Raw genomic sequence first — 21792 nt, forward strand, 5'->3', positions numbered from 1 at the left:
GGCTTCACCGGGGCCGGGGGCGGGGGGCCGCTGCGCCGCGGGGGGGGCGCGGGGGGGGGGGCCCCCGCCCCGTCGGCCCAGGGCCGTCGGCCTCGCGCCGACGATCCGCCGAACCCGGTGACATGCCGTCGCCGCCCCGCTTCGGGGAGCGCCCAGGGCGAGGCCCTATAGTTCGGCACGTGCCCCCACTCCTGCTCTTCGCACGGCTGCACGTCGACCTCTGCCGGTCGGCGAGCGCCCTGTGTCCGGGATCGGCGGCCTGATCCGGCCGCCTCTGGCGGCGCGCCGAGGCGCCTTCGCATGCATGGCCATGCCCTGACCTGGGAAATCAGTACGGTCGGGGACGTCGACGGGGCGGATCACTCGGCGCTGCGACGCATCTCACAAGCCTGGCTCTAGCAGCCGATGTTGAAATATCCATGTGATCCGGGACGTAGCATGAAGGTAAGCCTAAGTGGCACGTCGGACGCGGATGCCTCCCTCCGCCCGAGTGCCGCTCGTCGAGGAGGTCCTGCTCTGTGACCAAACAGGTCCGGCAACTCGACCGCGTCATCATCCGTTTCGCCGGTGACTCCGGTGACGGCATGCAGCTGACCGGCGACCGCTTCACTCAGGAGACGGCCGCCTTCGGCAATGACCTGTCAACACTGCCCAACTTCCCCGCCGAGATCCGCGCGCCGGCCGGCACGCTGCCCGGCGTTTCCAGCTTCCAGCTGCACTTCGCCGACCACGACATCCTCACGCCGGGTGACGCGCCGAACGTTCTCGTCGCGATGAACCCCGCCGCGCTGAAGGCCAACGTCGGTGACCTGCCGCGCGGCGCGGACCTCATCGTGAACACCGACGAGTTCACCAAGCGTGCCCTGGCCAAGGTCGGGTACGCCGCGAACCCGCTCGAGGACGGCTCGCTCGACGAGTACCGCGTGCACTCGCTGCCGCTGACGTCGATGACGGTGAAGGCGCTCGAGGACTTCGACATCTCCAAGAAGGACGCGGAGCGGGCGAAGAACATGTTCGCGCTCGGTCTGCTGTCCTGGCTGTACCACCGGCCGACCGAGGCGACGGTCCGCTTCCTCGAGGTGAAGTTCGCCAAGAAGCCGGAGATCATGAAGGCCAACATCGCGGCCTTCCAGGCGGGCTGGAGCTACGGCGAGACGACCGAGTCGTTCTCGGTGTCGTACGAGGTGAAGCCGGCGACGCTGCCGCCGGGGCTGTACCGCAACATCTCCGGCAACATGGCCCTGGCGTACGGGCTGATCGCTGCGAGCGTGCGGTCCGGACTGCCGCTGTTCCTCGGCTCGTACCCGATCACGCCGGCCTCCGACATCCTGCACGAACTGTCCAAGCACAAGCGGTTCGGCGTGCGCACCTTCCAGGCCGAGGACGAGATCGCGGCGGTGGGCGCCGCACTCGGCGCGTCGTTCGGCGGTGCGCTCGGCGTGACGACCACGTCCGGTCCGGGCATCTCGCTGAAGAGCGAGACGGTGGGCCTGGGCGTCTCGACGGAGCTGCCGCTGATCGTCATCGACGTGCAGCGGGCGGGCCCGTCGACGGGCATGCCGACCAAGACCGAGCAGGCCGACCTGCTGCAGGCGCTGTACGGCCGCAACGGCGAGGCGCCGGTGCCGGTGGTGGCGCCGAGCACGCCGTCGGACTGCTTCGCGGCCGCCATCGAGGCGGCACGGATCGCGGTGAAGTACCGCACGCCGGTGATCGTGCTGTCCGACGGTTACCTCGCGAACGGCTCCGAGCCGTGGCAGTTGCCGGACGTCGACTCGCTGCCGGAGATCGAGCCGGCGTTCGCGCAGGCGAGCGAGGAGGAGTTCCAGCCGTTCAAGCGCGACCCGGACACCCTGGCGCGGCCGTGGGCGGTGCCGGGCACTGCGGGGCTGGAGCACCGCATCGGCGGCATCGAGAAGGCCGACGGCAGCGGCAACATCTCCTACGACCCGAACAACCACGACCTGATGGTGCGGCTGCGCCAGGCGAAGATCGACGGCATCGCCCGCGACATCGCGCCGCTGGCCGTCGACGACCCGTCGGGCGACGCGCGCGTGCTCGTGCTCGGCTGGGGCGGCACGTACGGCGCGATCACCGCGGCGGTCCGCCGCATCCGCAACTCCGGAGAGCAGGTCGCGCAGGCGCACCTGCGCCACCTGAACCCGTTCCCGGCCAACCTCGAAGAGGTGCTGCGCTCGTACGACAGGGTGGTCGTGCCGGAGATCAATCTGGGTCAGCTCGCGCTGATCCTGCGCGGTCGCTTCCTCGTCGACGTGATCGGCTACAACCGCGTCCGCGGCCTTCCGTTCAAGGCGGAGGAGCTCGCGAGCGTCATCCGGGATGTGATCAACTCATGAGCGACCCTCTCGCCCTCGTTCCGAAGGACCCCGAGCGGCAGACCGCGAAGGACTTCAAGACCGACCAGGAGGTCCGCTGGTGCCCCGGGTGCGGTGACTACGCGATCCTCGCCGCGGTGCAGGGCTTCCTGCCGGAGCTCGGTCTGAAGCGGGAGAACATCGTCTTCGTGTCGGGCATCGGCTGCTCGTCGCGGTTCCCGTACTACATGAACACCTACGGGTTCCACTCGATCCACGGGCGCGCCCCGGCGATCGCGACCGGGCTGGCGTCCTCGCGCCCGGACCTGTCGGTGTGGGTGGTGACCGGCGACGGCGACTCGCTGTCGATCGGCGGCAACCACCTGATCCACGCGCTGCGCCGCAACGTCAACCTGAAGATCCTGCTGTTCAACAACCGGATCTACGGGCTGACCAAGGGCCAGTACTCCCCGACGTCGGAGGTCGGGAAGATCACCAAGTCGACGCCGCTGGGGTCGCTGGACTCCCCGTTCAACCCGATCTCCCTCGCGATCGGCGCGGAGGCGTCGTTCGTGGCCCGGACGATCGACTCCGACCGCAAGCACCTGCAGTCGGTACTGCGGGAGGCCGCCCAGCACAACGGCACGGCGCTCGTGGAGATCTACCAGAACTGCAACATTTTTAACGACGACGCGTTCCTGCCGCTGAAGGATCCACAGACCCGCGACGACGTGACGATCCGGCTGGAGCACGGTGAGCCGATCGTGTTCGGCGCCGACGGCGAGAAGGCACTGCGGCGGTCGGCCTCCGGTTCGCTGGAGGTCGTGCCGGCGGACTCCCCGGACATCGTGGTGCACGACGCCAAGAACCCGGACCCGTCGCTCGCGTTCGCGCTGTCGCGGCTGGACTCGCCGACGTTCGAGCACACGCCGATCGGGATCTTCCGGCAGGTGGAGCGCCCGTCGTACGACGAGCTGATGCGCGCCCAGATCGACGAGGCCATCGCCCAGCAGGGCGCGGGCGACCTGGCCGCCCTGCTCGGCAGCGGGGACACCTGGCGCATCGACTGACCCATACCGTTCCGCCCGCACGCGAATCATGGAATCGTTCTGTGTCATGAGCGTGCGGGTGGAAAAGCAGGGGCCGGTGACAACGGTGGTGCTGGCCCGTCCCGACGTGCGCAACGCCGTGGACGGGCCGACAGCGCGGGCGCTGGCCGAGGCGTTCCGCGCGTTCGACGCCGACGGTGAGGCGAGCGTCGCCGTGCTGTGGGGCGAGGGCGGCACATTCTGCGCGGGTGCCGACCTGAAGGCGCTGGGCACCGAGCGCGGTAACCGGGTCGACGCGCCGAGCGCCGGAGCCTCGGCCCACGACGTGTCCCATGCCGCCGAGGGCCCGATGGGCCCGACCCGGATGCGGCTGTCCAAACCGGTCATCGCGGCGATCAGCGGGCACGCCGTCGCGGGCGGGCTCGAACTCGCGATCTGGTGCGACCTGCGCGTCGCCGAGGAAGACGCCGTCCTCGGGGTGTTCTGCCGCCGCTGGGGCGTCCCTCTCATCGACGGCGGCACCGTACGCCTGCCGCGCCTGATCGGCGCGTCCCGGGCGGCGGACCTGATCCTGACCGGCCGTGCCGTGCCGGCGCCCGAGGCGTACGACATGGGCCTGGTGAACCGCGTCGTGCCGCCCGGGCGGGCGCGAGAGGCCGCGGAGGAGCTGGCCGCGCAGATCGCGGCGTTCCCACAGACCTGCCTCCGGCACGACCGCATGTCCCTCATCGAACAGCAGGGGCTTGACGAGGACGCCGCGATCTCCAATGAGTTCCGGCACGGCAGGGCCGTGCTCGGGGAGACCGGCCTGACCGACGTCCAGCGGTTCCGCGACGGTGTGGGCCGCCACGGCTCGTTCGACGGCTGATCAGACCGACAGAGGTGTGCGCGAGGCCGTCGTCTTCGTGGTCGCGCCCGGGGTCGCCGACTGGGTGGGCGAGGTCGTCGAGGAGTTCGGGGACGTCGTCGTCGAGTTCGACCCCGTGGTCGGCCCCGTCGTCGGAGGGGTCGTCGGCGCGGTGGGCGGAGTGGTCGTCGCCGGAGGTTGCCAGGTCGGCGCCGGCGAGGGCGCCGGCACCGCCTTTCCGTCCTTGAGGCGAGCGACGATGTCCTCGGCGGCGCTGCGGGTGAGGTTGCCGGTGATGAGCACCCGTCCCTTGGTGATGGGGGCGTCCACCCGGGGCGCGGCCACGACCTGTTCGCGGACGGTCAGCGCGAAGGCCCGTCCCGCGGCGTTGCGGGTGAGGTTCTTCAGCGCCCTGCCGTCGGCTGGGGTCAGGCTGAGGGAGACGGCGTATCCGCCGGTTTTGGCCTTGGCCCGCTCGACGTGGATGTCGTTCACCCGCTTGATGGTGATGCCGGTCGCCAGCTCGTAGCAGACGGGGCCGAGGTTGCTCTGGCCCGCGATCCCCTGCACGCCGGCCGGGCACTGCTGGCCGACGAGCTGCTGGGTGACGGGGTAGATCTTCAGCGGCGCGGGAAACTTCGCCGGGTGCTCCTGGGAGAACGCGACGATCAGCGTCCCGGTCAGCGCGATCGCGGCGATGACCAGCCACAGGATGAGGACGATCGCGATCAGCCCCGGCCGTGTGCCGGCACGCCGCGCGGTCCCCGCGGCCGACCTGCCGCCGATGCCCCGTGTGGCACCCGCGGCCGGGCCGCGATCCGACCGACCGCCGCCGCGCCGCCCGATCCGCATCACCGACCTCCGATCCTCCCCCGTGGAGGACGGTTCGCCGCCGCCGGCGGTTGTCGTGTCGGCGCGAACCGGCGGCATGGGGGCCGGAGTCGGCGGCCAGGGCCGCGTGGCGGTGCCCTCGGCGTCGCCCGCCGTCCCCATGGCAGGCCCGGTGGTCTTGGCGCCGCTCGCCGACGCCGGAGCGGACGAGGGCGGAGGCAGCGGGCGCGTGGCGCCCGTCCCGGCGCCGCTCGCCTGCGCGGAGGCGGTCTCGGCGCCGCTCGCCTGCGCGGGGGCGGTCTCGGCGTGGCCCGTCGATTCCGGGGTAGGCGGCGCCACGCGTCCGGACTCGGCGTCGTCGGCCGGCTCGGGGGAGTGCCCGTGCGGGGAGGCCGGTCGGCGCGCCGACCGGTGAACCGCGAACCTCAAGGTGTCGTCTCCTCCGCGTGGGGGGCGGGCGGAAGTCTCGCCTGGATCAGGTCATCGTCGAGTCAATCGCATCATGGGGAAGGCCCGGCGCGCCAGGGTCGTCGGCGCCGTCTCCCCGCCCTCCTCCGTCTCGCCGCGGGACCCCGCTCGATCGCACCGGGACGACCATCCCATGTTTTCGCTGGTCTTGTCCGGGTAGCCGCCGGTTTCGACGAGGTCGCCATGGTGCAGGTCGGCGCTGAACACCAGGACTTCTTCATGTCCTGGGCCGAACGTGAGCTGCTGCCGGCGCTGCGGTCGCGGTGAACCCGGTCACGACGCCATCAGGTCGGCGTACTGGGAGCACTTCCTCTCGCGGTCGACGGTGATCGCCCAGCCCGGCGGAGGATTCTGGTAGTCCCACCTGGGCTGGGTATCGCCGGGGCCTTTGTACGTCCAGCCGACCAGCTGTACCCGGCGAACGGCCGGCTGGGCGGTCCCGGAGCACACGATCTGGGCCTTGACCAGGCGCGATAGCGGTGCGTCGCGATAGTAGTCGACGACGAGCAGGCCCTGGTGGAAGGTGATGTCGAGCAGGCTGATGTCGTCGGCGGGGTTGCGCATGCCGCCCGCGAACTCCGTGGACGTCGCCCCGCGGCTCCACAGGTCGTACAGCGCCGCCTGTGGGGCGCCGGGGAACGCGACGCGGCGCACCGGGACCAGCCGCTCGCTGCGGGCCAGGTAGACGGTCGTCTGCGGGACGGCCTGCTGGGCCACGGCCGGTTCCCCCGCCCCGATCACCCCGGTGGGCCGTACCCCGCAGGCGGTCACCAGCACCGCCAGGACGAAGGCGACCGCGAAGCGCAGGACTTGTCTCATTCGATCTCCCCGCTCAGCCGGCCAGGTACCGGCCGAACGAGGAACACCGCAGCGGCCGCCCCAGGACCGAGGCGCCCTGATCGGCGAGCTGGACGCGCTGGACGCCGGGCTGTGCCGTGCCGGAGCACACGATCTGGGCCCGGAGCAGGTCCGTCACCGGCCGGCGGGAGGAGAACGAGGCCATCAGGACACCCGGTGGGAGATCTCCCCTGTTGAAGATCGCGTGGAACTCATCGAGGTCCGCCAGCGGATTCGACATGCCCTGTGCCTCCTCCGGAACCTTGGCGCGCTGTTCCCACAGGGCGTTCAGCGCGGCCTGCGGGGCGCCGGGGAACGCGACCCGGCGCACCGGGACCAGCCGCTCGCTGCGGGCCAGGTAGACGGTCGTCTGCGGGACGGCCTCCTGAGCCACGACCGGCGCTCCGGAACCGATCACCCCGGTCGGCCGCACCCCGCAGGCGGCCACCGGCGCCACCACGATGAGCGGGACCACGCTGCGCAGGGCTCGTCTCGTTCGGTGTCTCATGGCTCAGCCCACCAGGTATCGGCTGAAGTGCGAGCATTTCGGCGACTGCACGTGGGCGGTATGGATGTCGATCAGCCGCACGAGCCGCACGCTGGGCTGGGCGGCTCCGGAGCACACGATCTGCGCGCGAAGCAGGTCCGACACCGGCCGGCCGGTCAAGAAGAAGACGGTGAGGACCCCGGAAGGCATGCCGCTCCTATCGAAAACGACATCGAACTCCTTGAGGTCCGCCAGCGGATTCGACAACCCCTGAGCGGCCTCCGGCACCTTGGGACCCTCCTGCCACAGCGCGATCAACGCGGCCTGCGGAGCGCCGGGCAGCGCGACCCGGCGTACCGGCGTCAGCCGTCCCTGCCGCGCCAGGTAGACGGTCGTCTGCGGCACGGCCTGCTGCGCCAATGCGGGGTCTCCGGCGCCCATCACGCCGGTCGGCCGCACTCCGCAGGCTGCGACGAGGAGCCCGGCGAGCAACGGCAGACCGTCGCGGACCCGTACGGGCGGCAGGCCCTGGCGGAACCGCGCGAGCCGCCGGCCGTGCCGGACCCGCTCGGGCGGCAGACCCTGTTGGACCCGCGCGAACCGCAAACCGTGCCGGACCCGCACGGGCGGCAGACCGTCGCGGAACCGCGCGAACCGCAAGCCGTCGCGGACCCGCTCGAGCGGCAGACCCTGGCGGAACCGCGCGAGCCGCCGGCCGTGCCGGATCCGTGCGGGCGTCATGCGGTCTCCGCCGGGATGTCGGGGAGCCACAGCTCGAACGTCGTGCCCGTGTCGGTGTCGAGGAGGTGCAGCTCGCCGCCGTGCAGCTCGGCGTTGGCGCGGGCGATCGCCAGGCCCAGGCCGCTGCCCTCACTCCGCGTCCGCGCGGCGTCTGCCTTGTAGAACCGCTCGAACACGTGCTTGCGCACATCCTTGGGAATGCCGGGGCCGCTGTCGGAGACGCGGAGCCGGATGCCGGGCCCGTTCGGCACGTACGAGCGGCGCAGCCGTACGGTGACCGGAGGTTCGCCGTGCCGGAGCGCGTTGCCGACCAGGTTGGCCAGGATCATGTCGAAGCGGCGCGGGTCGACGCGGGCGCGCAGCTCCGGGACGAGGTCGGTCTCCACCTTCTCCTGCCAGTCGCGCAGCCGCAGGCTCTGCTGGACCAGCTGCGACATGTCCACGTCGTCCAGAACGAGCGCCGCCGCCCCGGCGTCGAACCTGCTGATCTCCAGCAGGTGACCGATCAGGGTGCGCAGCCGGCGCGTCTCCTCCGCCACGAGGCCGGCGGCCGTCGCGGCGCTCCCGGTGGCCTCCTCCTCCAGCGCGTCCGTGACGGCGGTCATCGCGGTCAGCGGCGTGCGCAGCTCGTGGGACACGTCGGCCACGAAGCGGCGGGCCGAGCGTTCCATGTCGCGCAGCTCGGCGACGCTGGCCTCCAGGGCCTCGGCGCTGGAGTTGAAGATCCGGGCGAGGCGCGCCAGCTCGTCGCGGCCCCGGACCTCGACCCGCCGGTGCAGGTCTCCCGCGCCCAGTCCCTGGGCGGCGGCGGCCAGCCGCCGGACGGGCCGCAGCACGCTCCGCGCGGCGAGCAGGGCGAGCAACAGGGCCACGAAGACGGCCGCGCCGCCCCCGACGGCGACCGAGGTGGCCATCCGGTCGAGGTCGTCGCGTTCCCGCGTGAGGCTCACGATGACGTACGCCTCGATCGGGCTCGCGACGCGCGAATTGGTGGTCGGCAGGTAGACCGGCGTGCCGACGACCAGGTACGGAATGCCGTGGAAGCTGATCCGCTGGAAGTAGATCTGCTGTCCTCGCAGCGGCCGGGCGAGCTCGTCGTGGTGGCCCGCGCCGCGGACCGTGGCGATCAGCTTGGGCGGGATGCGGAGATGAGGGAACCTCGGGCCGCTCGTGGCCCATCCTCCGGGCTCGTTGCCGAGCACCCAGGACTGGCGGTCGGTTTGCCGGGCCAGGGCGTCACTGATCGGCTGGAGAAGGTCGGCGGTCAGCGTCATGTCGGGCAACTGCGTCGGCACGGTCTGGGCCAGGGTGGTCCGCACGTCGTTGACGACGGCGTTCTGCACCCGCTCGAGCATCGCCAGCCGCACGAGCCAGTACGCGATCCCCGCGGTGATCGCCGAGGCCAGCAGCGCCACGGCGGCGAACGCCGCGACGAGCCGTGCGCGCAGGCCGATCACGGGGCGACGAAGCGGTAGCCGAAACCGCGCACGGTCTCGATGAACTTCGGCCGGGACGGCACGTCCTCGACCTTCGACCGGACGCGCTGGACGGTGGCGTCCACGAGCCGGGAGTCGCCGAGGAAGTCGTGCTCCCAGACGGAGGCGAGGAGTTGCTGGCGGGTCAGCACCTGTCCCGGGTGGCGGGACAGCTCGAGGAGGAGCCGGAGCTCGGTGGCGGTGAGGTGCACGTCCTGGCCGGCCCGCCGCACCTTCATCGTTCCCCGGTCGATGACCAGGTCGCCGTAGGTGGAACGGTCCCCCGGGTCGCGCTCGACCCGGCGCAGCACCGCCCGCAGTCGCGCGTCGAGCACGCGCGGCTCGACCGGCTTGACGACGTAGTCGTCGGCCCCGGCCTCCAGGCCGACGACCACGTCGATGTCGTCGCTGCGGGCGGTGAGCAGGATGATCGGCAGTGAGTCCTCGGCGCGGATCCGCCGACAGACCTCGACCCCGTCGATGCCCGGGAGCATGACGTCGAGGATGACGAGCTCCGGGCGCTGCGTGCGCACCTGCTCCAGCCCGAGTTCGCCGGTCTCCCGGGCGGTCACGGAGTGTCCGAGCCGGGACAGCGCGAACTCCAGAGCCGCCCGTGCGGAAGGGTCGTCCTCCACCAGCAAGATTGTCGCCACGGGGCCCATTATCAGGACCGCAAGCGCAGTGGTCAGAACAAAAGGATCATGTCACAACTCTGTGACAGGACGAACTTTTCCAGGCCGCCCAGGGTGCGGGGGCCGTTCCCGAGGCCGTGACCCGCCAGCCGACGGGGTGCCGTGGCCACGACGTCGCGGGCGCCGCACCGCCCGTCACCGGCACGATCACCATGCAGGTCCCCTTCGGCGGCTGCCCGTTCGCCGCGTGGAAGAAGGTCAGCGGCGTCCACCAGACCTGGTACGCCTGCCGGACCCACACGCGCCACGTCAGGCTCGCGTCGACCGCCACCCCGCCGTACCCCGGGCCGGCCCGGAAGATCGGCTCACGCGGCGGCAGCCAGGGCTTCGCGATGACGGTGGCGGCGACGAGATTGAACGCCGCGAGCCCCACGGCGATCGTCCACGCCGAGCGGGGCGTGTACGCCACGGCGACCAGGACGCCCAGCAGCGCGAGTGCCGCCAGGGAGGCCGTGCCGAGCTGCAGAGACGTCCAGTCCCAGGTCAGGAAGCACGTCTCGGGGAAGTCGAAGGCGATGAAGTTGTAGTCGGTGAGCCGGTCCCCGGCGTAGACCGCGGCGGACAGCCCCGCCCCCGCGCACACGACGCCCGCCGCGAGGGCGTACCCGACGCTGGACCGGCGCCGCCGCATGAGCACCGCGAGGCCGCACAGCGCGTGCGCCACGGCGAGACACGCCAGGTAACGGCCGTAGAAGTAGTTGCCGACCCGGTGCTCGTCCGGCAGTGCCGCCGAGGACGCCAGGGCGGTTCCGAAGGTCGCGGCCAGCAGCACTCCGGACAGGACCCGGGCGGCCGGGTCGCTCCGGGGCCGCCACAGCGTACGGGCGGCGGCGACCAGCCCGATCCCCGCCAGGCCCCACGTCGCGACGACGAGGTACCAGATCTGCCCGGCCGCGCCGAAGACCGCCCATTCCAGGCCCCCGACCGTGGTGAGCCGCGCGGACAGCAGCCCGCCGAGGTCGCGGACGCCGTGCGGATAGAGCGCGGTCCGTACCGCGCCGTTCAGCGCCCAGCCCGCGGCCGCTGCGGCGAAGGCGACGGCCCCCGGAACCAGCGCCGCCTTTACCGCCGGACGCCGCGTGACGAGACCGTACGTCACGACTCCCGCCACGACGAGAAGATGCACGGCGAGGATCACGGTGCCGCGCGCGTGCGTCGTGTAGGCGTAGGCCGCGGCCAGGCTCGCCAGTGAACCGGCCACCGCCACGCGCCGCCCGTCCGTGTCCTGGAACCAGGCACGGACGAACGAGTGCAGCGCCAGCAGCCAGCCGAGGATGAGCGTCGGCAGCACCGCGTCGGTCAGCGCGAGCGGGCCGAACACCGTCGCCGCGGGCAGCAGCGCGGCGGCGAAGGCGAGCACGTACGCGTGCGGCCGGGGCAGCCGCATCCGGCGCAGCGCGGCCACGGCCAGCGGGAAGATCGCGGCGCCGACGAGGGCGTTGATCCCCAGCACGATCCGGTAGCAGGTCTGCGGGTCGTGGCTCAGCCAGAACGCCGGGCTGACCAGCAGCGGATACCCGCCCTGGTAAAAGGTGCTGCCCGACAGGTCACCTCCCGGACCGCCCGCCAGCCACCGCGCGGCCAGCAGATAGCCGCTCTCGTCCGGGAACGCCGCCGGGACGCCCTGCCCACCGGCGAGGACCAGCCGGATGCCGACCTGGGCCAGCCAGCCCGCCAGGACGAGCAGCGGCCAGGACGGCCGCCACGTGCGGACCGACGGCGATGGCCGCGGCCGGTCCGGTGTCCGGACGTCGAGAGTGCTGGAAATGGTCATGCCGACCAAGATCGCGAACGAGTGTCATGGCGCCGTCCGCACGATGTCCGCGTTCTGTTACACGGGCGAGGGTCTTGCTTCGTGAGGCAGGGACGGTGGGCGGCCTGTTTCCACGGGCTAGGGTCATGCGTCATGAGGCGGGGACGGTGGGCGGCGGTCGTCGGCGTGGTGGCTGCGGTCGCCGGGGGCATCACCTGGGCGGCGTCGGGCGACACGCCGCACGTACGGACGTTCGACCAGCGCATCCAGGTCGTGGACGGCCCGAAGAACGACCAGCACGTCGGCCTGGACACCACGTTCTTCGCGCCCGCCGGCGGGGGACGCGCCCCGGCGGTGCTGCTCGCGCACGGGTTCGGCGGCAGCAAGGACGACACGCGGGACGAGGCCGAGCGGCTGGCGCGGCACGGGTACGCCGTGCTCACCTGGTCGGCGCGCGGCTTCGGCCGCTCGGACGGCGAGATCACCCTCGACTCCCCCGACTACGACGTGAAGGACGTCCGGCAGCTGATCGACTGGCTGGCCCGCCGCCCGGAGGTGCGCCTCGACGGCCCCGGCGATCCCCGTGTCGGTCTCGCCGGCCAGTCGTACGGCGGCGGGATCACCCTGTTGTCCGCCGCGTACGACCGGCGTATCGACGCCATCGCCCCGCAGATCACCTGGTACGACCTCGCCGACTCCCTGTTCCCCGACGCCACGGGCAAGGGCGCGGCGCTTCCCCCCGACCAACCGACCCCGACCGACCTCCCGGGCGGCGTGTTCAAGAAGGTCTGGGCCGGCGTCTTCTTCACCGGCGGCGCGTCGTCCACAGCCTGTGGACGATTCCTGCCGTCGCTGTGCGCGATGTACCAGAAGGTCGCCGAGACCGGGCGGCCCACACCCGAGGCGATCGCGACCCTGCGCCGGTCCAGCCCCTCGTCCGTGGCCGGCCGGATCCACGTCCCCACCCTCCTCGTCCAGGGCCAGGCGGACTCCCTGTTCCCCCTCGACCAGGCCGACGGCAACGCCCGCGCGGTCACCGGCGCGCCGGTCAAGGTGGTCTGGTTCCAGGGCGGTCACGACGGCGGCGACCCGGAGACCGCGCGCGTCCGCGACCTCGTCACCGGCTGGTTCGACCGCTACCTGAAGGGCGGGCCCGCGTCGACCTCGCGCGGCTCCGCGCAGGGGACGGACGGTCCGGCGAAGGAGGCGGGCGGTTCGGCGGCGGAGACGTCCGGTGGCTTCACCGTCACCCGCACCGGCGGCATCGACTCCTCCACTCAGCGCGTTGTCGTCACCGCCGCGACCGCGCCCCGCTACCCCGGCCTGTCCGGGACCGCCCACCGTACGCTCCCGCTCGGCGGGCAGGAGCAGACGATCCAGAACCCGGCCGGCGGCTCCCCCGCGTCGATCTCCACCCTGCCGGGCCTCGGCGCGCTCGGCGGTGTCAGCGGCTTGGGCACAGGCGGCGTCCAGCTCGACATGCCCGGCCAGTCGGCGGCGTTCGACACCGAGCCACTCGACGCGCCCGTGCAGCTGACCGGCTCGGCGCGGGTACGCGTCCGGGTCGCCGGCGGCCCCGCGACGCTGTTCGCGAAGGTGTACGACGTCGGGCCGGACGGCCAGGCCGAACCCGCCCGCCGCCTCGCCGCGCCCCTGAACGTCACCGGCACGGCGGACGTCGCGCTGCCGCCCATGGACCACCGCTTCGACCAGGGACACCGCATCCGCGTCGTCTTCGGCACCACCGACATGGGATACGCCTCACCGGCACGGCCCGCCTCGTACCGGGTGTCCGTGGACTCCCCGCTGACCGTCCCCGTCGACCCGGCGCTGCGTACGCCACCGGTACCGCTGCCCTGGTGGGTCTGGGGTCTCCCGGCGATCGCCGTCGCGGCGGCCGTGGCCCTGGTGGCCACCGGGCGCGGGCGGCGCCGACGCCGTGGCGAGCGCGGCGACCCCGCGGTACCGCTGGAGATCGCCGGGCTGACCAAGCGGTACAAGAACGGCCACCTCGCCGTGGACGACCTGTCCTTCCGCGTCGAACCCGGACAGGTCTGCGGCCTGCTCGGCCCGAACGGTGCGGGCAAGACGACCACCCTCCGCATGCTCATGGGCCTGATCCACCCCGACGCCGGCCAGATTCGCATCTTCGGCGAGCCCGTACGCCCCGGGGCGCCGGTGCTGTCCCGGCTCGGCTCGTTCGTCGAAGGACCCGGCTTCCTGCCCCACCTGTCCGGCCGCGACAACCTGGAGCTGTACTGGAAGGCCGCCGGACGTGGCGAGGCGTACCTCGACGAGGCCCTGCGGATCGCCGGACTCGGCGACGCGATCCGCCGTCCCGTCCGCACCTACTCCCAGGGCATGCGGCAGCGGCTCGCCATCGCCCAGGCGATGCTCGGCCTGCCCGACCTGCTCGTCCTCGACGAACCGACCAACGGCCTCGACCCGCCGCAGATCGCCGAGATGCGCGAGGTCCTCGTGCGGTACGCCGCCGAGGGCCGCACCGTCATCATCTCCAGCCACCTGCTCGCCGAGGTCGAACAGACCTGCACCGACGTCGTCGTGATGCACCGCGGCACGCTCGTCGCCGCCGGCCCCGTCGCCGAGATCGCCGGCCACGACGGCTCCGTCCTGATCGGCACCTCGGAGGTCGACCGCGCCATGAGCGTGCTGACCGTACTCGAGGGCGTCGACGGCGCGGAGCCGTACGACCCCGGCGTCCTGGTGCGCCTGAACGGCTCCGCGCCGTCGGCCGTCGTCGCGGCGCTCGTCGCCGCCGGCGTCCCGGTGGATCGCGTGATGCCCCACCGTCGCCTGGAGGACGCGTTCCTCGCCCTGATCGGGGAGAGCTCGTGAGCGAAGACCTCACCTACCGCAGGCGCCGGACGCTGCCGCTGCGCGTCGAGGCAGTCCGGCAGCTCCGTCGGCGCCGGACCTGGCTCGCCTTCGCGGTGCTGCTCGTCCTGCCCTGGGTGCTCGCCGCCGCGTTCAAGATCGGCGGCTCGCCGTCGGCGAACGACGCCAACACCCCCGGCCTCGTCACCGTCGCGACGGCCGGCGCGCTGAACTTCACGGCGTTCACGCTGTTCGCGTCGTCGGGCTTCCTGCTCGTGGTCGCGGTGGCGCTGTTCTGCGGCGACACCGTCGCGAGCGAGGCGGGCTGGGCATCCCTGCGCTACCTGCTCGCCGCCCCGGTGCCGCGCACGCGACTGCTGCGCCAGAAGCTCATCGTCGCCCTCATGTACGCGGCACTGGCCGTCGTCAGCCTGCCCGTGATGGCGATGATCACCGGGATCTACGTCTTCGGCTGGGCCCGCCTGCGGGTCCCCGGCGGCGACGTCGCCCTGCCCAACGACACCGCTCTGACCCGGATGCTGATCATCGTCGGCTACATCCTGGCCTCGGAGCTCGTCGTCGCGGCGCTCGCCTTCCTGCTGTCGGTCACCACCGACTCTCCCCTCGGCGCGGTCGGCGGCGCGGTGGGCCTCGTCATCGTCAGCAACATCATCGACGCGGTCACCGCGCTCGGCCACTGGCGGGAGTTCCTGCCGACGCACTGGATGTTCGCCTGGACCGACGCCCTCCAACCACACCTGGAGTGGACCGGCATGATCAAGGGCACGGCCCTGTCCGCGTCGTACGCCACCGTGTTCATCGCCCTGGCCGTCCGCCGCTTCCGCGCCAAGGACATCGTGAGCTGATCCCCGGTTCTAGGCGACGACCGCGAGCAGTGCCGTGACGGCCGTGGTGAGCTCCGGGTCGCCGCTCACCGTCGAGCGCTCGCGGGCCTGCTCCACGGTGACGCCTCTGGTCGCCAGCCGCCAGAATGTGTCCTGGTCCATCGAGACGCGCGCGGCCGGCTCCCCGGTGGGCTCGGCCATCCGCCATCGCCCGCCTTGCCGGACCGCACCCCATCGTCCGCCGGCCGGTCCGGCCACCTCCAGGTGAGTCGTGGTGCCTTCCGGCCGGTCGTGCGTGCGCAAGGTGTACGGCAGGGCGCGCGCGAAGATGTCCAGCACCGGAGCCATGAGGCCCGGTTCGGTGGCACCCGGAATCGAGACGGCGTCGCGCACCTGCTGCTGGTGGACCCAGAACTCGGTGTACTCACGGCCGATGTCCAGCCAGGTGGGGCTGTCCAGGTCGGTGGCGGCCCAGGACACGTTCAGGCCGGCAGGGGCCAGGAGATCCCGCGCCGCCCACATGGCGTCCAGCCGCGGCCCCAGGTGATCCAGGAGTTCGATCATCAGTTGCGGGCTGAGCTGCCGGGACGCCCGGACGAACTCCTCATTGACGCGCGCCAGATAGGCGGGAAGCGTCTCGTCATCGGCGAACACCGCGCCGCCGTACCCGTCACGGCCGCCGGACAGCCGGCGCATGAAGTCGTTGAGCACATGACCGACGACATCGTGCACATCCCAGCCGGGACACACGGTCGGCCTGGCCCAGTCGGCGGGGCCCAGCGCGCCGAGAAGCTCGACCATGGCCTCCCGTTCACGTGGGAACAGGGGACGAACGTCGACGGCCGGACCGAAGATCACCATGACAGGACCCTATTGACCGTCGTCATATCCTTCACGGACTTTTCCGTTGGTGCGGCCATTAGCGGGCGTACGAATCTCGCGGAGCGGGGGCAGCTGTCCTCGAAGCGAACACACCGGACTTCGAAACACGGCCTAGAACGAGCCGTGACCAGCACAGTCGCCCCTAAAAGCATGCGATCGGTGCCGCGGCGTGACTGACGGGGACGGTGTGGGTGACCCAAGATGGCCCGCTGAGGTGAAGCAGGAAGGATGTCGGCTCTGGGAGGTAGTTGGGCACGCTGTTGTCCAGCGCCAGGCCGCTTTGAAGGTGGGTGCTGGGGGCGATCGCCAAGGTGCTACCCGCGAAGGTGGCGAGCAATGCTCGGAACCTGTGGATCAGCCCGGGGGGCGCGGAGGGCGTACCTTCCCGAATGATCCTGTGATGGTCTCCGGGTAGGCCTGCGTTCGCAGCGCGGGTCGGGAAGGCACGCCCGTGCTCAGCGTAGTCACCGATGACGGCTCGACCCAGTCCAGCTCCTTGATCGACGAGATCGTCCGCGAGGGCGCCCGCAGGATGCTGGCCGCCGCGCTGGAGGCGGAAGTCAACCAGTACATAGCCGAGTTGGCGGCCGAGACCGACGAGCAGGGGCGGCGACTGGTGGTCCGCAACGGCCACCACCGGCCCCGCACCGTGGTTACCGCGGCTGGGCCGGTCGAGGTCAGGGCCCCGCGGGTGAACGACCGGCGCGTGGACGAGGCCACCGGCGAGCGCCAGCGGTTCTCCTCGAAGATCCTGCCGCCGTGGTGCCGCAAGTCGCCGAAGATCTCCGAGGTGCTGCCGCTGCTCTACCTGCACGGCCTGTCGTCCGGAGACTTCGTGCCCGCGCTGGAGCAGTTCCTCGGCTCGTCGGCCGGCCTGTCACCCGCGACGGTGACCCGGCTGACCAGGCAGTGGAGCGACGATCACGCCGCCTTCCAGGCCCGCGACCTGTCGGACCGCGACTTCGTCTACGTGTGGGCCGATGGTGTGCACCCGAAGGTGCGGCTCGGGCAGGCGCACTCGTGCGTCCTGGTGTTGCTGGGAGTCCGGCTGGACGGCACGAAGGAGCTGATCGCGCTCGCGGAGGGGCTGCGGGAGTCCACCGAGTCGTGGGCCGACCTGCTGCGTGACTGCGGCCGACGCGGTATGCGGGACCCCGAGCTGGTGATCGGCGACGGCGCGATGGGTCTGTGGAAGGCCCTGGCCGAGGTGTTCGCGGCCGCCCGCCATCAGCGGTGCTGGGTCCACAAGGCTCGGAATGTCTCGAACGCCCTGCCGAAGTCCGCGCAGCCGGGCGCGACGAAGGCGATGCAGGAGATCTACAACGCCGAGGACCGCGCGCATGCCGAGCGGGCGATCGAGGCGTTCGCCAGGACCTACGGCGCCAAGTGGCCCAAGGCGGTCGCGAAGCTCACCGAGGACCGCGAGGAGCTGCTGGCGTTCTACGACTTCCCGGCAGAGCACTGGATCCACCTGCGGACCACGAACCCGATCGAGTCCACGTTCTCCACCGTCAAGCTCCGCACCAAGGTCACCCGCGGCGCCGACAGCCCGGCCGCGGCCCTCGCGATGGTGTTCAAACTCGTCGAGTCCGCCCAGCAACGCTGGCGGGCGATCACCGGAGCCCCGCTCGTCGCCCTGGTCCGCTCCGGGGCCAAGTTCGAGAACGGCGTCCTGGTCGAGCGCGCGGAGGCCGCCGCCTGATTACAGACCCCGCATGTGAACGCTGACCTGCTCCTCGTTCGATGGCAGTTCAGGATGGCCGTCCAGCCGACAGTGGGTTCATACTCGGCCCTCGAGCAGCAGTGGAACAGAGAACGGCGTTTGTACTGTGCGTGACTGGTCAGTACGTTGGTTGAGAACTTCCGGCGGCCGGGGGGGGCGTGTCCCTACCCCGCTGTCAGCGATTCAAGGTCAGGGCCGACTGCAGCTCACCCCTAATCCATTTCGATCCAGGGATCCGCTAGGAGCTGACTCCGGGGGCCGCGGCTAGGTCGGCGGCTAACGTCGAAGGTCCACAATCTCCGATGCGTTGAGGGCGCTGGGAGGCCGAGCATGGCACCGACTGCGGCCTACGACGAGATCGCTGACTGGTATGAGAATGAGCTCACCAGCATCAGCCCTCGCATCCAGAAGGGCGGACGTGTCCGCCCCGGGGAATGGCCGGGGCGGACGGGGCTGGTCAGAACATATCCATGGCATCTGGGGTGATAAGCGTGCCGGTGGCCGTCGTGGACACCTCGCTGCCCGTGCCCGTCGCGGCGTGGGCCGCCGGCAGGGACAGCGCGGTGAAGGTGAGGGCTACGGCCATGGTGATGGCAAATCGCTTCATTGACTCACTCCATAAGAGGTGATGGCGAGCGGCGCCCGCCACAGGCAATTGTGTCGAACGCACCCGTTTCGGCTCAAGATCGAAGTCATAGACATTCGCGGGCCCTGTATGCGCGGCTGGCACCCCCCGGAGGGCCGTCGTCGCGGAAGGCAGCTGCCGCCACGGCGGAGACTGCCGACTTTCTCCTCGATGACCTAGCGGACGATGGCCAGCCGCTTGCCGCCGCGACCGCCGTCCTGACCAGCGACCTGTTCCAGGCTGCGTTCAACATCGTCGATACGGCCCTTGATGCTGGCAGAAGTTGTTGATGATGTGGTCTGTATTCGATGTGGCTCCTCGGAATCTGGCTCCTCGGAGTGGCCGGGGGTGGCGGCTCTACGTTCCACCGGCGTCGGCTGCGCGGGCATAGGATTGATCTTTCGGAATGGGGCGTTTCGGGGGGATAGTGGTGCGCGGGTTGGCGATGGAGACGCGGTGGCTGGACGCGACCGGGCAGGCCGAGCTGGTCGCGTCGGGGCAGGTGACGGCGCTGGAGTTGCTGGAAGCGGCGATCGAGCGGATCGAGGCGCTGGACCCGGCCATCAACGCGGTTGTCATGCGGTGGTTCGACATGGCCCGCGAAACCGCGTCGGGACAGCTGCCAGACGGGGTCTTGCGCGGGGTCCCGTTCCTGCTCAAGGACTGGGTGGCGGCGTGTGCGGGACAGCCCCTGTGCAACGGCAACCAGCGGCTGAAGGAGCTCGCGCCGCCCTCGCCTGCCGACACCACGCTGGTCTCCCGCTTCCGGCGGGCGGGGTTGGTCATCGCCGGCCGCACCAGTACGCCCGAGTTCGCCAACCAGGCGACCACCCAGTCACGCGCATGGGGCATCACCCGCAACCCCTGGAACCTGGCCTACTCTCCCGGCGGATCCAGCGGCGGCGCTGCTGCGGCGGTCGCGGCGGGCATGATCCCGGTGGCGCACGCGACCGACGGTTCGGGATCCATTCGCATTCCGGCCGCCTGCTGCGGGCTCGTCGGTCTCAAGCCGTCCCAGGGACGGATCAGCGCCGGCCCGTTCGGCGACGAATCCGGATCCGGCGTAGAGCTGTGTGTCAGCCGTACGGTGCGGGACACCGCCGCCGTGCTGGATGCGGTACACGGCCCTGGCGTGGGCGACACGGTCACCGCGCCCGCACCCCGCCGACCCTACCCCCAGGAACTGTCCGGCGACTCCGGCCCACTGCGCATCGGGCTGCTCGACCACTATCCCCGCGGCGGCGCCGTCCATCCCGACTGCGCCCAGGCCGTACGCCAGACCGCCCATCTCCTGCAGGCGCTGGGCCACCACGTCGAGCCGGCCTTCCCCACCGCCCTCGCCGATCCCACGATCACCGACCGGCTCAGCATCGTGGCCTCGAGCCATATGGCCCAGATGATCGCTCGGCTCTCCGAGACACTCAGACGCGAGGCCACCCCCGACGACGTGGAGCACCACACCTGGGCGCTCGCGCGGAAGGGACGTGAAGCCGGCGCGGTGGAGTACGCCCAGGCCCTGGCCGCCCTCACCCGCCACCGGCGCGCCATGCACCAGTGGTGGGCCGACGGCCACGACCTGCTGCTCACCCCGACCACCGGCGAACCACCCGCGCCCCTCGACGCCTTCACACCCGACCCCACCGACCCACTGGCCAACCGCCACCTGCAGGCGAAGTACACGGCCTTCACCCGCGCTTTCAACCTCGTCGGCCAGCCCGCGATCAGCCTCCCGCTGCACTGGAACGACGCCGGACTGCCCGTCGGCGTCCAACTCGTCGCCGCCTACGGCCGGGAGGACCAGCTCATCAACATCGCCGCACAGCTCGAAAAGGCCAAGCCTTTCAGCTCGGTCAAGCCCTGCAACTAGATAGCGGCCGCTTCCCACATCCGAACGACGGACGGCGGTAACTCCGCCCGAACCGGCTCGCTATCGCCGTTGGCCGGTCGGTTGTTGGTCAAGGGCCTACTCGACGACACGTCAGCATCTTGACAGGATCAGAGCCGCGCAGATGCGCGACGACACGCCCGCAGGAGCGGCCATCGAGCCAGCCGAGACTGCCTTCCGAGGGGGACGGGATATGGCGGCACTATGGGAAGCCTTGATCACGACGGGCGGTTCGGCGGGCGCGGCGATCGCCGGTCTATTCATTGGAGGTGCCGTCGGGCGCCGGGGCCAGAGTTGGCAGTGGCTTCGGGACACCCGGACGGCTGCATACGGCGACTTTCTCAAGCAGTGCTCGCGGCTGGAGATCGAATTGCGTGAGGCCTATCTCGCGCAGCGCGACAACGAGGCCGACTGGGATGCCGTCCTCGCCACACAGGTCGCCGTGAGTCTGGTCGCCGATCCCGAGACTGCGCTGGCTGCTGTCGCTCTCACCGATGCGCTCAACGCGATGGCTTCGCTCAGCGACGGACCCAGGCCCGACGACCATGACGATTTTCGGCGTGCCCTGGAGGCCATTGCGACAGATCAGATCGCCTTTGTGAACGCCGCCCGACGTTCGTTGGACGTTTCGCAGGCACCGTTGAATAGACTCCTGGGCGGTCCGCCGGCATGGCACGAGATCAAGCCGTATCTGACGAACGGCACGACACCAATCCCGAACCGGCGCAAGGGCAAGAACCTTCCCACACCTGCCAGGCAAGACTGAGGGCTCCAGCAACGGGAGCTCACAAACCGGCTCATCATGATCAACTTACGAGAGCGACGGTGAGCTCAACTGATCCACAAGTATTGACAATTGCTCGAAGGTGGCGGTGATGGGGCGGTGCACGTGGCCCGCCAGGACACGCGCGACATTGCGGTTCCGTGCGACCACATCGGCCAGTTCCTCGCCGTCATCAAGCCGCATCCCATCAAGAAACGGGATGCCGACCGCGATCGGAGGATGGTGCAGGCAAACGACTGCCGGAGTGTCCGGTCTACGGGCGAGGACCCCGTCGAGCCACTCCAACTGCGAGGCCCCCAGGTGACCACCGGCCAAGCCGGGCACCGCGGAATTCAGGCTGATGACGGTGAACGCAGGATGCTCTACCGCGTAGTGCATCTTCGCCGCATCGCCAAGAAAGCGCGTGCCGCCGAATTCGTCCCAGCAGCGCTGCAGGGTCATCGTGGTTGCCGGCCACCAGGTGCAGCGGTAGCGGAAATCGGCCGATCACCTCTCGCAGCGCCTTGTACTCCTCCGGACGGCCTCGGTCGACCAGGTCGCCGGTGATCACAGCGCAGTCGGGCTGCGGGTCGAGCGTGAGGACACGGCCGAGCGCTCGGTACAACCCCTCTGCGGGAGTACCGGCAAGCGCGCCGGTCGTGATGTGCGGATCGCTGAGATGCGCGATGGATGCGGTCATCCTCGAAGGCTCTAGCGCCGGTCCGGCCACGGCAATCGA

Annotated in this window: 21 protein-coding genes and 1 pseudogene; 9 read left to right on the top strand and 13 right to left on the bottom strand. The window is 71.0% G+C overall.

Annotated elements, in window-relative coordinates:
• Positions 1–122: 122 nt before the first annotated feature.
• The 4 genes from AB0I04_RS47150 (at position 123) to AB0I04_RS47165 (ending at position 4232) form a co-directional block, all read left to right on the top strand.
• The gene (locus AB0I04_RS47150; RefSeq protein ID WP_360900580.1) at positions 123–263 is read left to right on the top strand and encodes a putative leader peptide; all 141 of its coding nucleotides are present in this window, start codon (positions 123–125) and stop codon (positions 261–263) included.
• Between the two features lie 255 nt (positions 264–518).
• Complete coding sequence (locus tag AB0I04_RS47155) at positions 519–2357, top strand: 2-oxoacid:acceptor oxidoreductase subunit alpha (protein ID WP_360900584.1); 1839 nt, start codon at positions 519–521, stop codon at positions 2355–2357.
• Positions 2354–3385 (top strand): 2-oxoacid:ferredoxin oxidoreductase subunit beta, encoded by a 1032-nt coding sequence (locus AB0I04_RS47160; RefSeq protein WP_360900587.1) that lies wholly within the window; start codon positions 2354–2356, stop codon positions 3383–3385. Before AB0I04_RS47155 ends, AB0I04_RS47160 begins: the two co-directional genes overlap by 4 nt.
• A 46-nt stretch (positions 3386–3431) precedes the next feature.
• A complete protein-coding gene (locus tag AB0I04_RS47165; RefSeq protein WP_360900590.1) occupies positions 3432–4232 on the top strand; it encodes a crotonase/enoyl-CoA hydratase family protein in 801 nt (266 codons plus the stop codon).
• Here AB0I04_RS47165 and AB0I04_RS47170 read toward each other — a convergent pair whose 3' ends face one another.
• The 8 genes from AB0I04_RS47170 to AB0I04_RS47205 all read right to left on the bottom strand — a co-directional run bounded on the left by AB0I04_RS47170 (position 4233) and on the right by AB0I04_RS47205 (position 11516).
• The gene (locus tag AB0I04_RS47170; protein ID WP_360900593.1) at positions 4233–5471 is read right to left on the bottom strand and encodes a hypothetical protein; all 1239 of its coding nucleotides are present in this window, start codon (positions 5469–5471) and stop codon (positions 4233–4235) included.
• Between the two features lie 51 nt (positions 5472–5522).
• Positions 5523–5717: a hypothetical protein gene (locus AB0I04_RS47175; RefSeq protein ID WP_360900596.1), complete on the bottom strand. Its 195-nt coding sequence runs from the start codon at positions 5715–5717 to the stop codon at positions 5523–5525.
• Positions 5718–5783: 66 nt separating this feature from the next.
• Positions 5784–6329, bottom strand: coding sequence for a hypothetical protein (locus tag AB0I04_RS47180; protein WP_360900599.1), 546 nt, complete (start codon positions 6327–6329; stop codon positions 5784–5786).
• Between the two features lie 13 nt (positions 6330–6342).
• Positions 6343–6855 carry a hypothetical protein gene (locus tag AB0I04_RS47185; protein WP_360900602.1) on the bottom strand — a complete coding sequence of 171 codons (513 nt, stop codon included), beginning with the start codon at positions 6853–6855 and terminating at the stop codon, positions 6343–6345.
• Positions 6856–6858: 3 nt separating this feature from the next.
• A complete protein-coding gene (locus AB0I04_RS47190) occupies positions 6859–7575 on the bottom strand; it encodes a hypothetical protein (protein ID WP_360900605.1) in 717 nt (238 codons plus the stop codon).
• Entirely contained in the window at positions 7572–9032 is a 1461-nt protein-coding gene (locus AB0I04_RS47195) for a HAMP domain-containing sensor histidine kinase (RefSeq protein WP_360900608.1), read from the bottom strand. Before AB0I04_RS47195 ends, AB0I04_RS47190 begins: the two co-directional genes overlap by 4 nt.
• Positions 9029–9703, bottom strand: a complete 675-nt coding sequence (locus tag AB0I04_RS47200) for a response regulator transcription factor (protein WP_360900611.1) — start codon at positions 9701–9703, stop codon at positions 9029–9031. Before AB0I04_RS47200 ends, AB0I04_RS47195 begins: the two co-directional genes overlap by 4 nt.
• Positions 9704–9749: 46 nt before the next feature.
• Positions 9750–11516, bottom strand: coding sequence for a hypothetical protein (locus AB0I04_RS47205; protein WP_360900614.1), 1767 nt, complete (start codon positions 11514–11516; stop codon positions 9750–9752).
• Between the two features lie 132 nt (positions 11517–11648).
• On the opposite strand from AB0I04_RS47205, the gene AB0I04_RS47210 reads away from it, so the two are divergent.
• The gene (locus tag AB0I04_RS47210) at positions 11649–14351 is read left to right on the top strand and encodes an alpha/beta fold hydrolase (protein ID WP_360900617.1); all 2703 of its coding nucleotides are present in this window, start codon (positions 11649–11651) and stop codon (positions 14349–14351) included.
• A complete protein-coding gene (locus AB0I04_RS47215; protein ID WP_360900620.1) occupies positions 14348–15196 on the top strand; it encodes an ABC transporter permease subunit in 849 nt (282 codons plus the stop codon). The genes AB0I04_RS47210 and AB0I04_RS47215 overlap by 4 nt, the downstream gene beginning before the upstream one ends.
• A gap of 9 nt (positions 15197–15205) precedes the next feature.
• Here AB0I04_RS47215 and AB0I04_RS47220 read toward each other — a convergent pair whose 3' ends face one another.
• A complete protein-coding gene (locus AB0I04_RS47220) occupies positions 15206–16036 on the bottom strand; it encodes a maleylpyruvate isomerase family mycothiol-dependent enzyme (RefSeq protein ID WP_360900623.1) in 831 nt (276 codons plus the stop codon).
• Positions 16037–16508: 472 nt separating this feature from the next.
• On the opposite strand from AB0I04_RS47220, the gene AB0I04_RS47225 reads away from it, so the two are divergent.
• Complete coding sequence (locus tag AB0I04_RS47225; RefSeq protein ID WP_360900626.1) at positions 16509–17759, top strand: IS256 family transposase; 1251 nt, start codon at positions 16509–16511, stop codon at positions 17757–17759.
• A gap of 478 nt (positions 17760–18237) precedes the next feature.
• Here the strand turns inward: AB0I04_RS47225 and AB0I04_RS47230 are convergent, their stop codons facing one another.
• Complete coding sequence (locus AB0I04_RS47230; protein WP_360900629.1) at positions 18238–18387, bottom strand: hypothetical protein; 150 nt, start codon at positions 18385–18387, stop codon at positions 18238–18240.
• Between the two features lie 194 nt (positions 18388–18581).
• Positions 18582–18794, bottom strand: coding sequence for a hypothetical protein (locus AB0I04_RS47235; RefSeq protein ID WP_360900632.1), 213 nt, complete (start codon positions 18792–18794; stop codon positions 18582–18584).
• A 17-nt stretch (positions 18795–18811) separates the two neighbouring features.
• On the opposite strand from AB0I04_RS47235, the gene AB0I04_RS47240 reads away from it, so the two are divergent.
• Both AB0I04_RS47240 and AB0I04_RS47245 read left to right on the top strand, forming a co-directional pair.
• Positions 18812–20272, top strand: a complete 1461-nt coding sequence (locus AB0I04_RS47240; RefSeq protein WP_360900635.1) for an amidase — start codon at positions 18812–18814, stop codon at positions 20270–20272.
• Between the two features lie 142 nt (positions 20273–20414).
• Positions 20415–21056, top strand: coding sequence for a hypothetical protein (locus AB0I04_RS47245; RefSeq protein ID WP_360900638.1), 642 nt, complete (start codon positions 20415–20417; stop codon positions 21054–21056).
• Between the two features lie 45 nt (positions 21057–21101).
• Here AB0I04_RS47245 and AB0I04_RS47250 read toward each other — a convergent pair whose 3' ends face one another.
• Together AB0I04_RS47250 and AB0I04_RS47255 are read right to left on the bottom strand one after the other, a co-directional pair.
• On the bottom strand, positions 21102–21515 hold the full coding sequence (locus AB0I04_RS47250) for a metallophosphoesterase (protein ID WP_360900642.1): 414 nt from the start codon (positions 21513–21515) through the stop codon (positions 21102–21104).
• A gap of 1 nt (position 21516) precedes the next feature.
• Positions 21517–21753 (bottom strand): annotated as a pseudogene (locus tag AB0I04_RS47255) (metallophosphoesterase); the annotation flags it as partial.
• Between the last annotated feature and the right edge of the window lie 39 nt (positions 21754–21792).

Origin of the sequence: Actinoallomurus sp. NPDC050550 (assembly GCF_040655075.1) — a bacterium.
In the GTDB taxonomy this organism is placed as follows: Bacteria; Actinomycetota; Actinomycetes; order Streptosporangiales; family Streptosporangiaceae; genus Actinoallomurus.

Coding starts and splice junctions, on each gene's coding strand:
- AB0I04_RS47210 (WP_360900617.1), top strand. CDS start 11,649: ATGAGGCGGGGACGGTGGGCGGCGGTCGTCGGCGTGGTGGCTGCGGTC.
- AB0I04_RS47230 (WP_360900629.1), bottom strand. CDS start 18,387: ATGAAGCGATTTGCCATCACCATGGCCGTAGCCCTCACCTTCACCGCG.
- AB0I04_RS47165 (WP_360900590.1), top strand. CDS start 3,432: ATGAGCGTGCGGGTGGAAAAGCAGGGGCCGGTGACAACGGTGGTGCTG.
- AB0I04_RS47160 (WP_360900587.1), top strand. CDS start 2,354: ATGAGCGACCCTCTCGCCCTCGTTCCGAAGGACCCCGAGCGGCAGACC.
- AB0I04_RS47205 (WP_360900614.1), bottom strand. CDS start 11,516: ATGACCATTTCCAGCACTCTCGACGTCCGGACACCGGACCGGCCGCGG.
- AB0I04_RS47185 (WP_360900602.1), bottom strand. CDS start 6,855: ATGAGACACCGAACGAGACGAGCCCTGCGCAGCGTGGTCCCGCTCATC.
- AB0I04_RS47220 (WP_360900623.1), bottom strand. CDS start 16,036: ATGGTGATCTTCGGTCCGGCCGTCGACGTTCGTCCCCTGTTCCCACGT.
- AB0I04_RS47240 (WP_360900635.1), top strand. CDS start 18,812: ATGGGGCGTTTCGGGGGGATAGTGGTGCGCGGGTTGGCGATGGAGACG.
- AB0I04_RS47250 (WP_360900642.1), bottom strand. CDS start 21,515: ATGACCCTGCAGCGCTGCTGGGACGAATTCGGCGGCACGCGCTTTCTT.
- AB0I04_RS47150 (WP_360900580.1), top strand. CDS start 123: ATGCCGTCGCCGCCCCGCTTCGGGGAGCGCCCAGGGCGAGGCCCTATA.
- AB0I04_RS47245 (WP_360900638.1), top strand. CDS start 20,415: ATGCGCGACGACACGCCCGCAGGAGCGGCCATCGAGCCAGCCGAGACT.
- AB0I04_RS47235 (WP_360900632.1), bottom strand. CDS start 18,794: ATGCCCGCGCAGCCGACGCCGGTGGAACGTAGAGCCGCCACCCCCGGC.
- AB0I04_RS47180 (WP_360900599.1), bottom strand. CDS start 6,329: ATGAGACAAGTCCTGCGCTTCGCGGTCGCCTTCGTCCTGGCGGTGCTG.
- AB0I04_RS47190 (WP_360900605.1), bottom strand. CDS start 7,575: ATGACGCCCGCACGGATCCGGCACGGCCGGCGGCTCGCGCGGTTCCGC.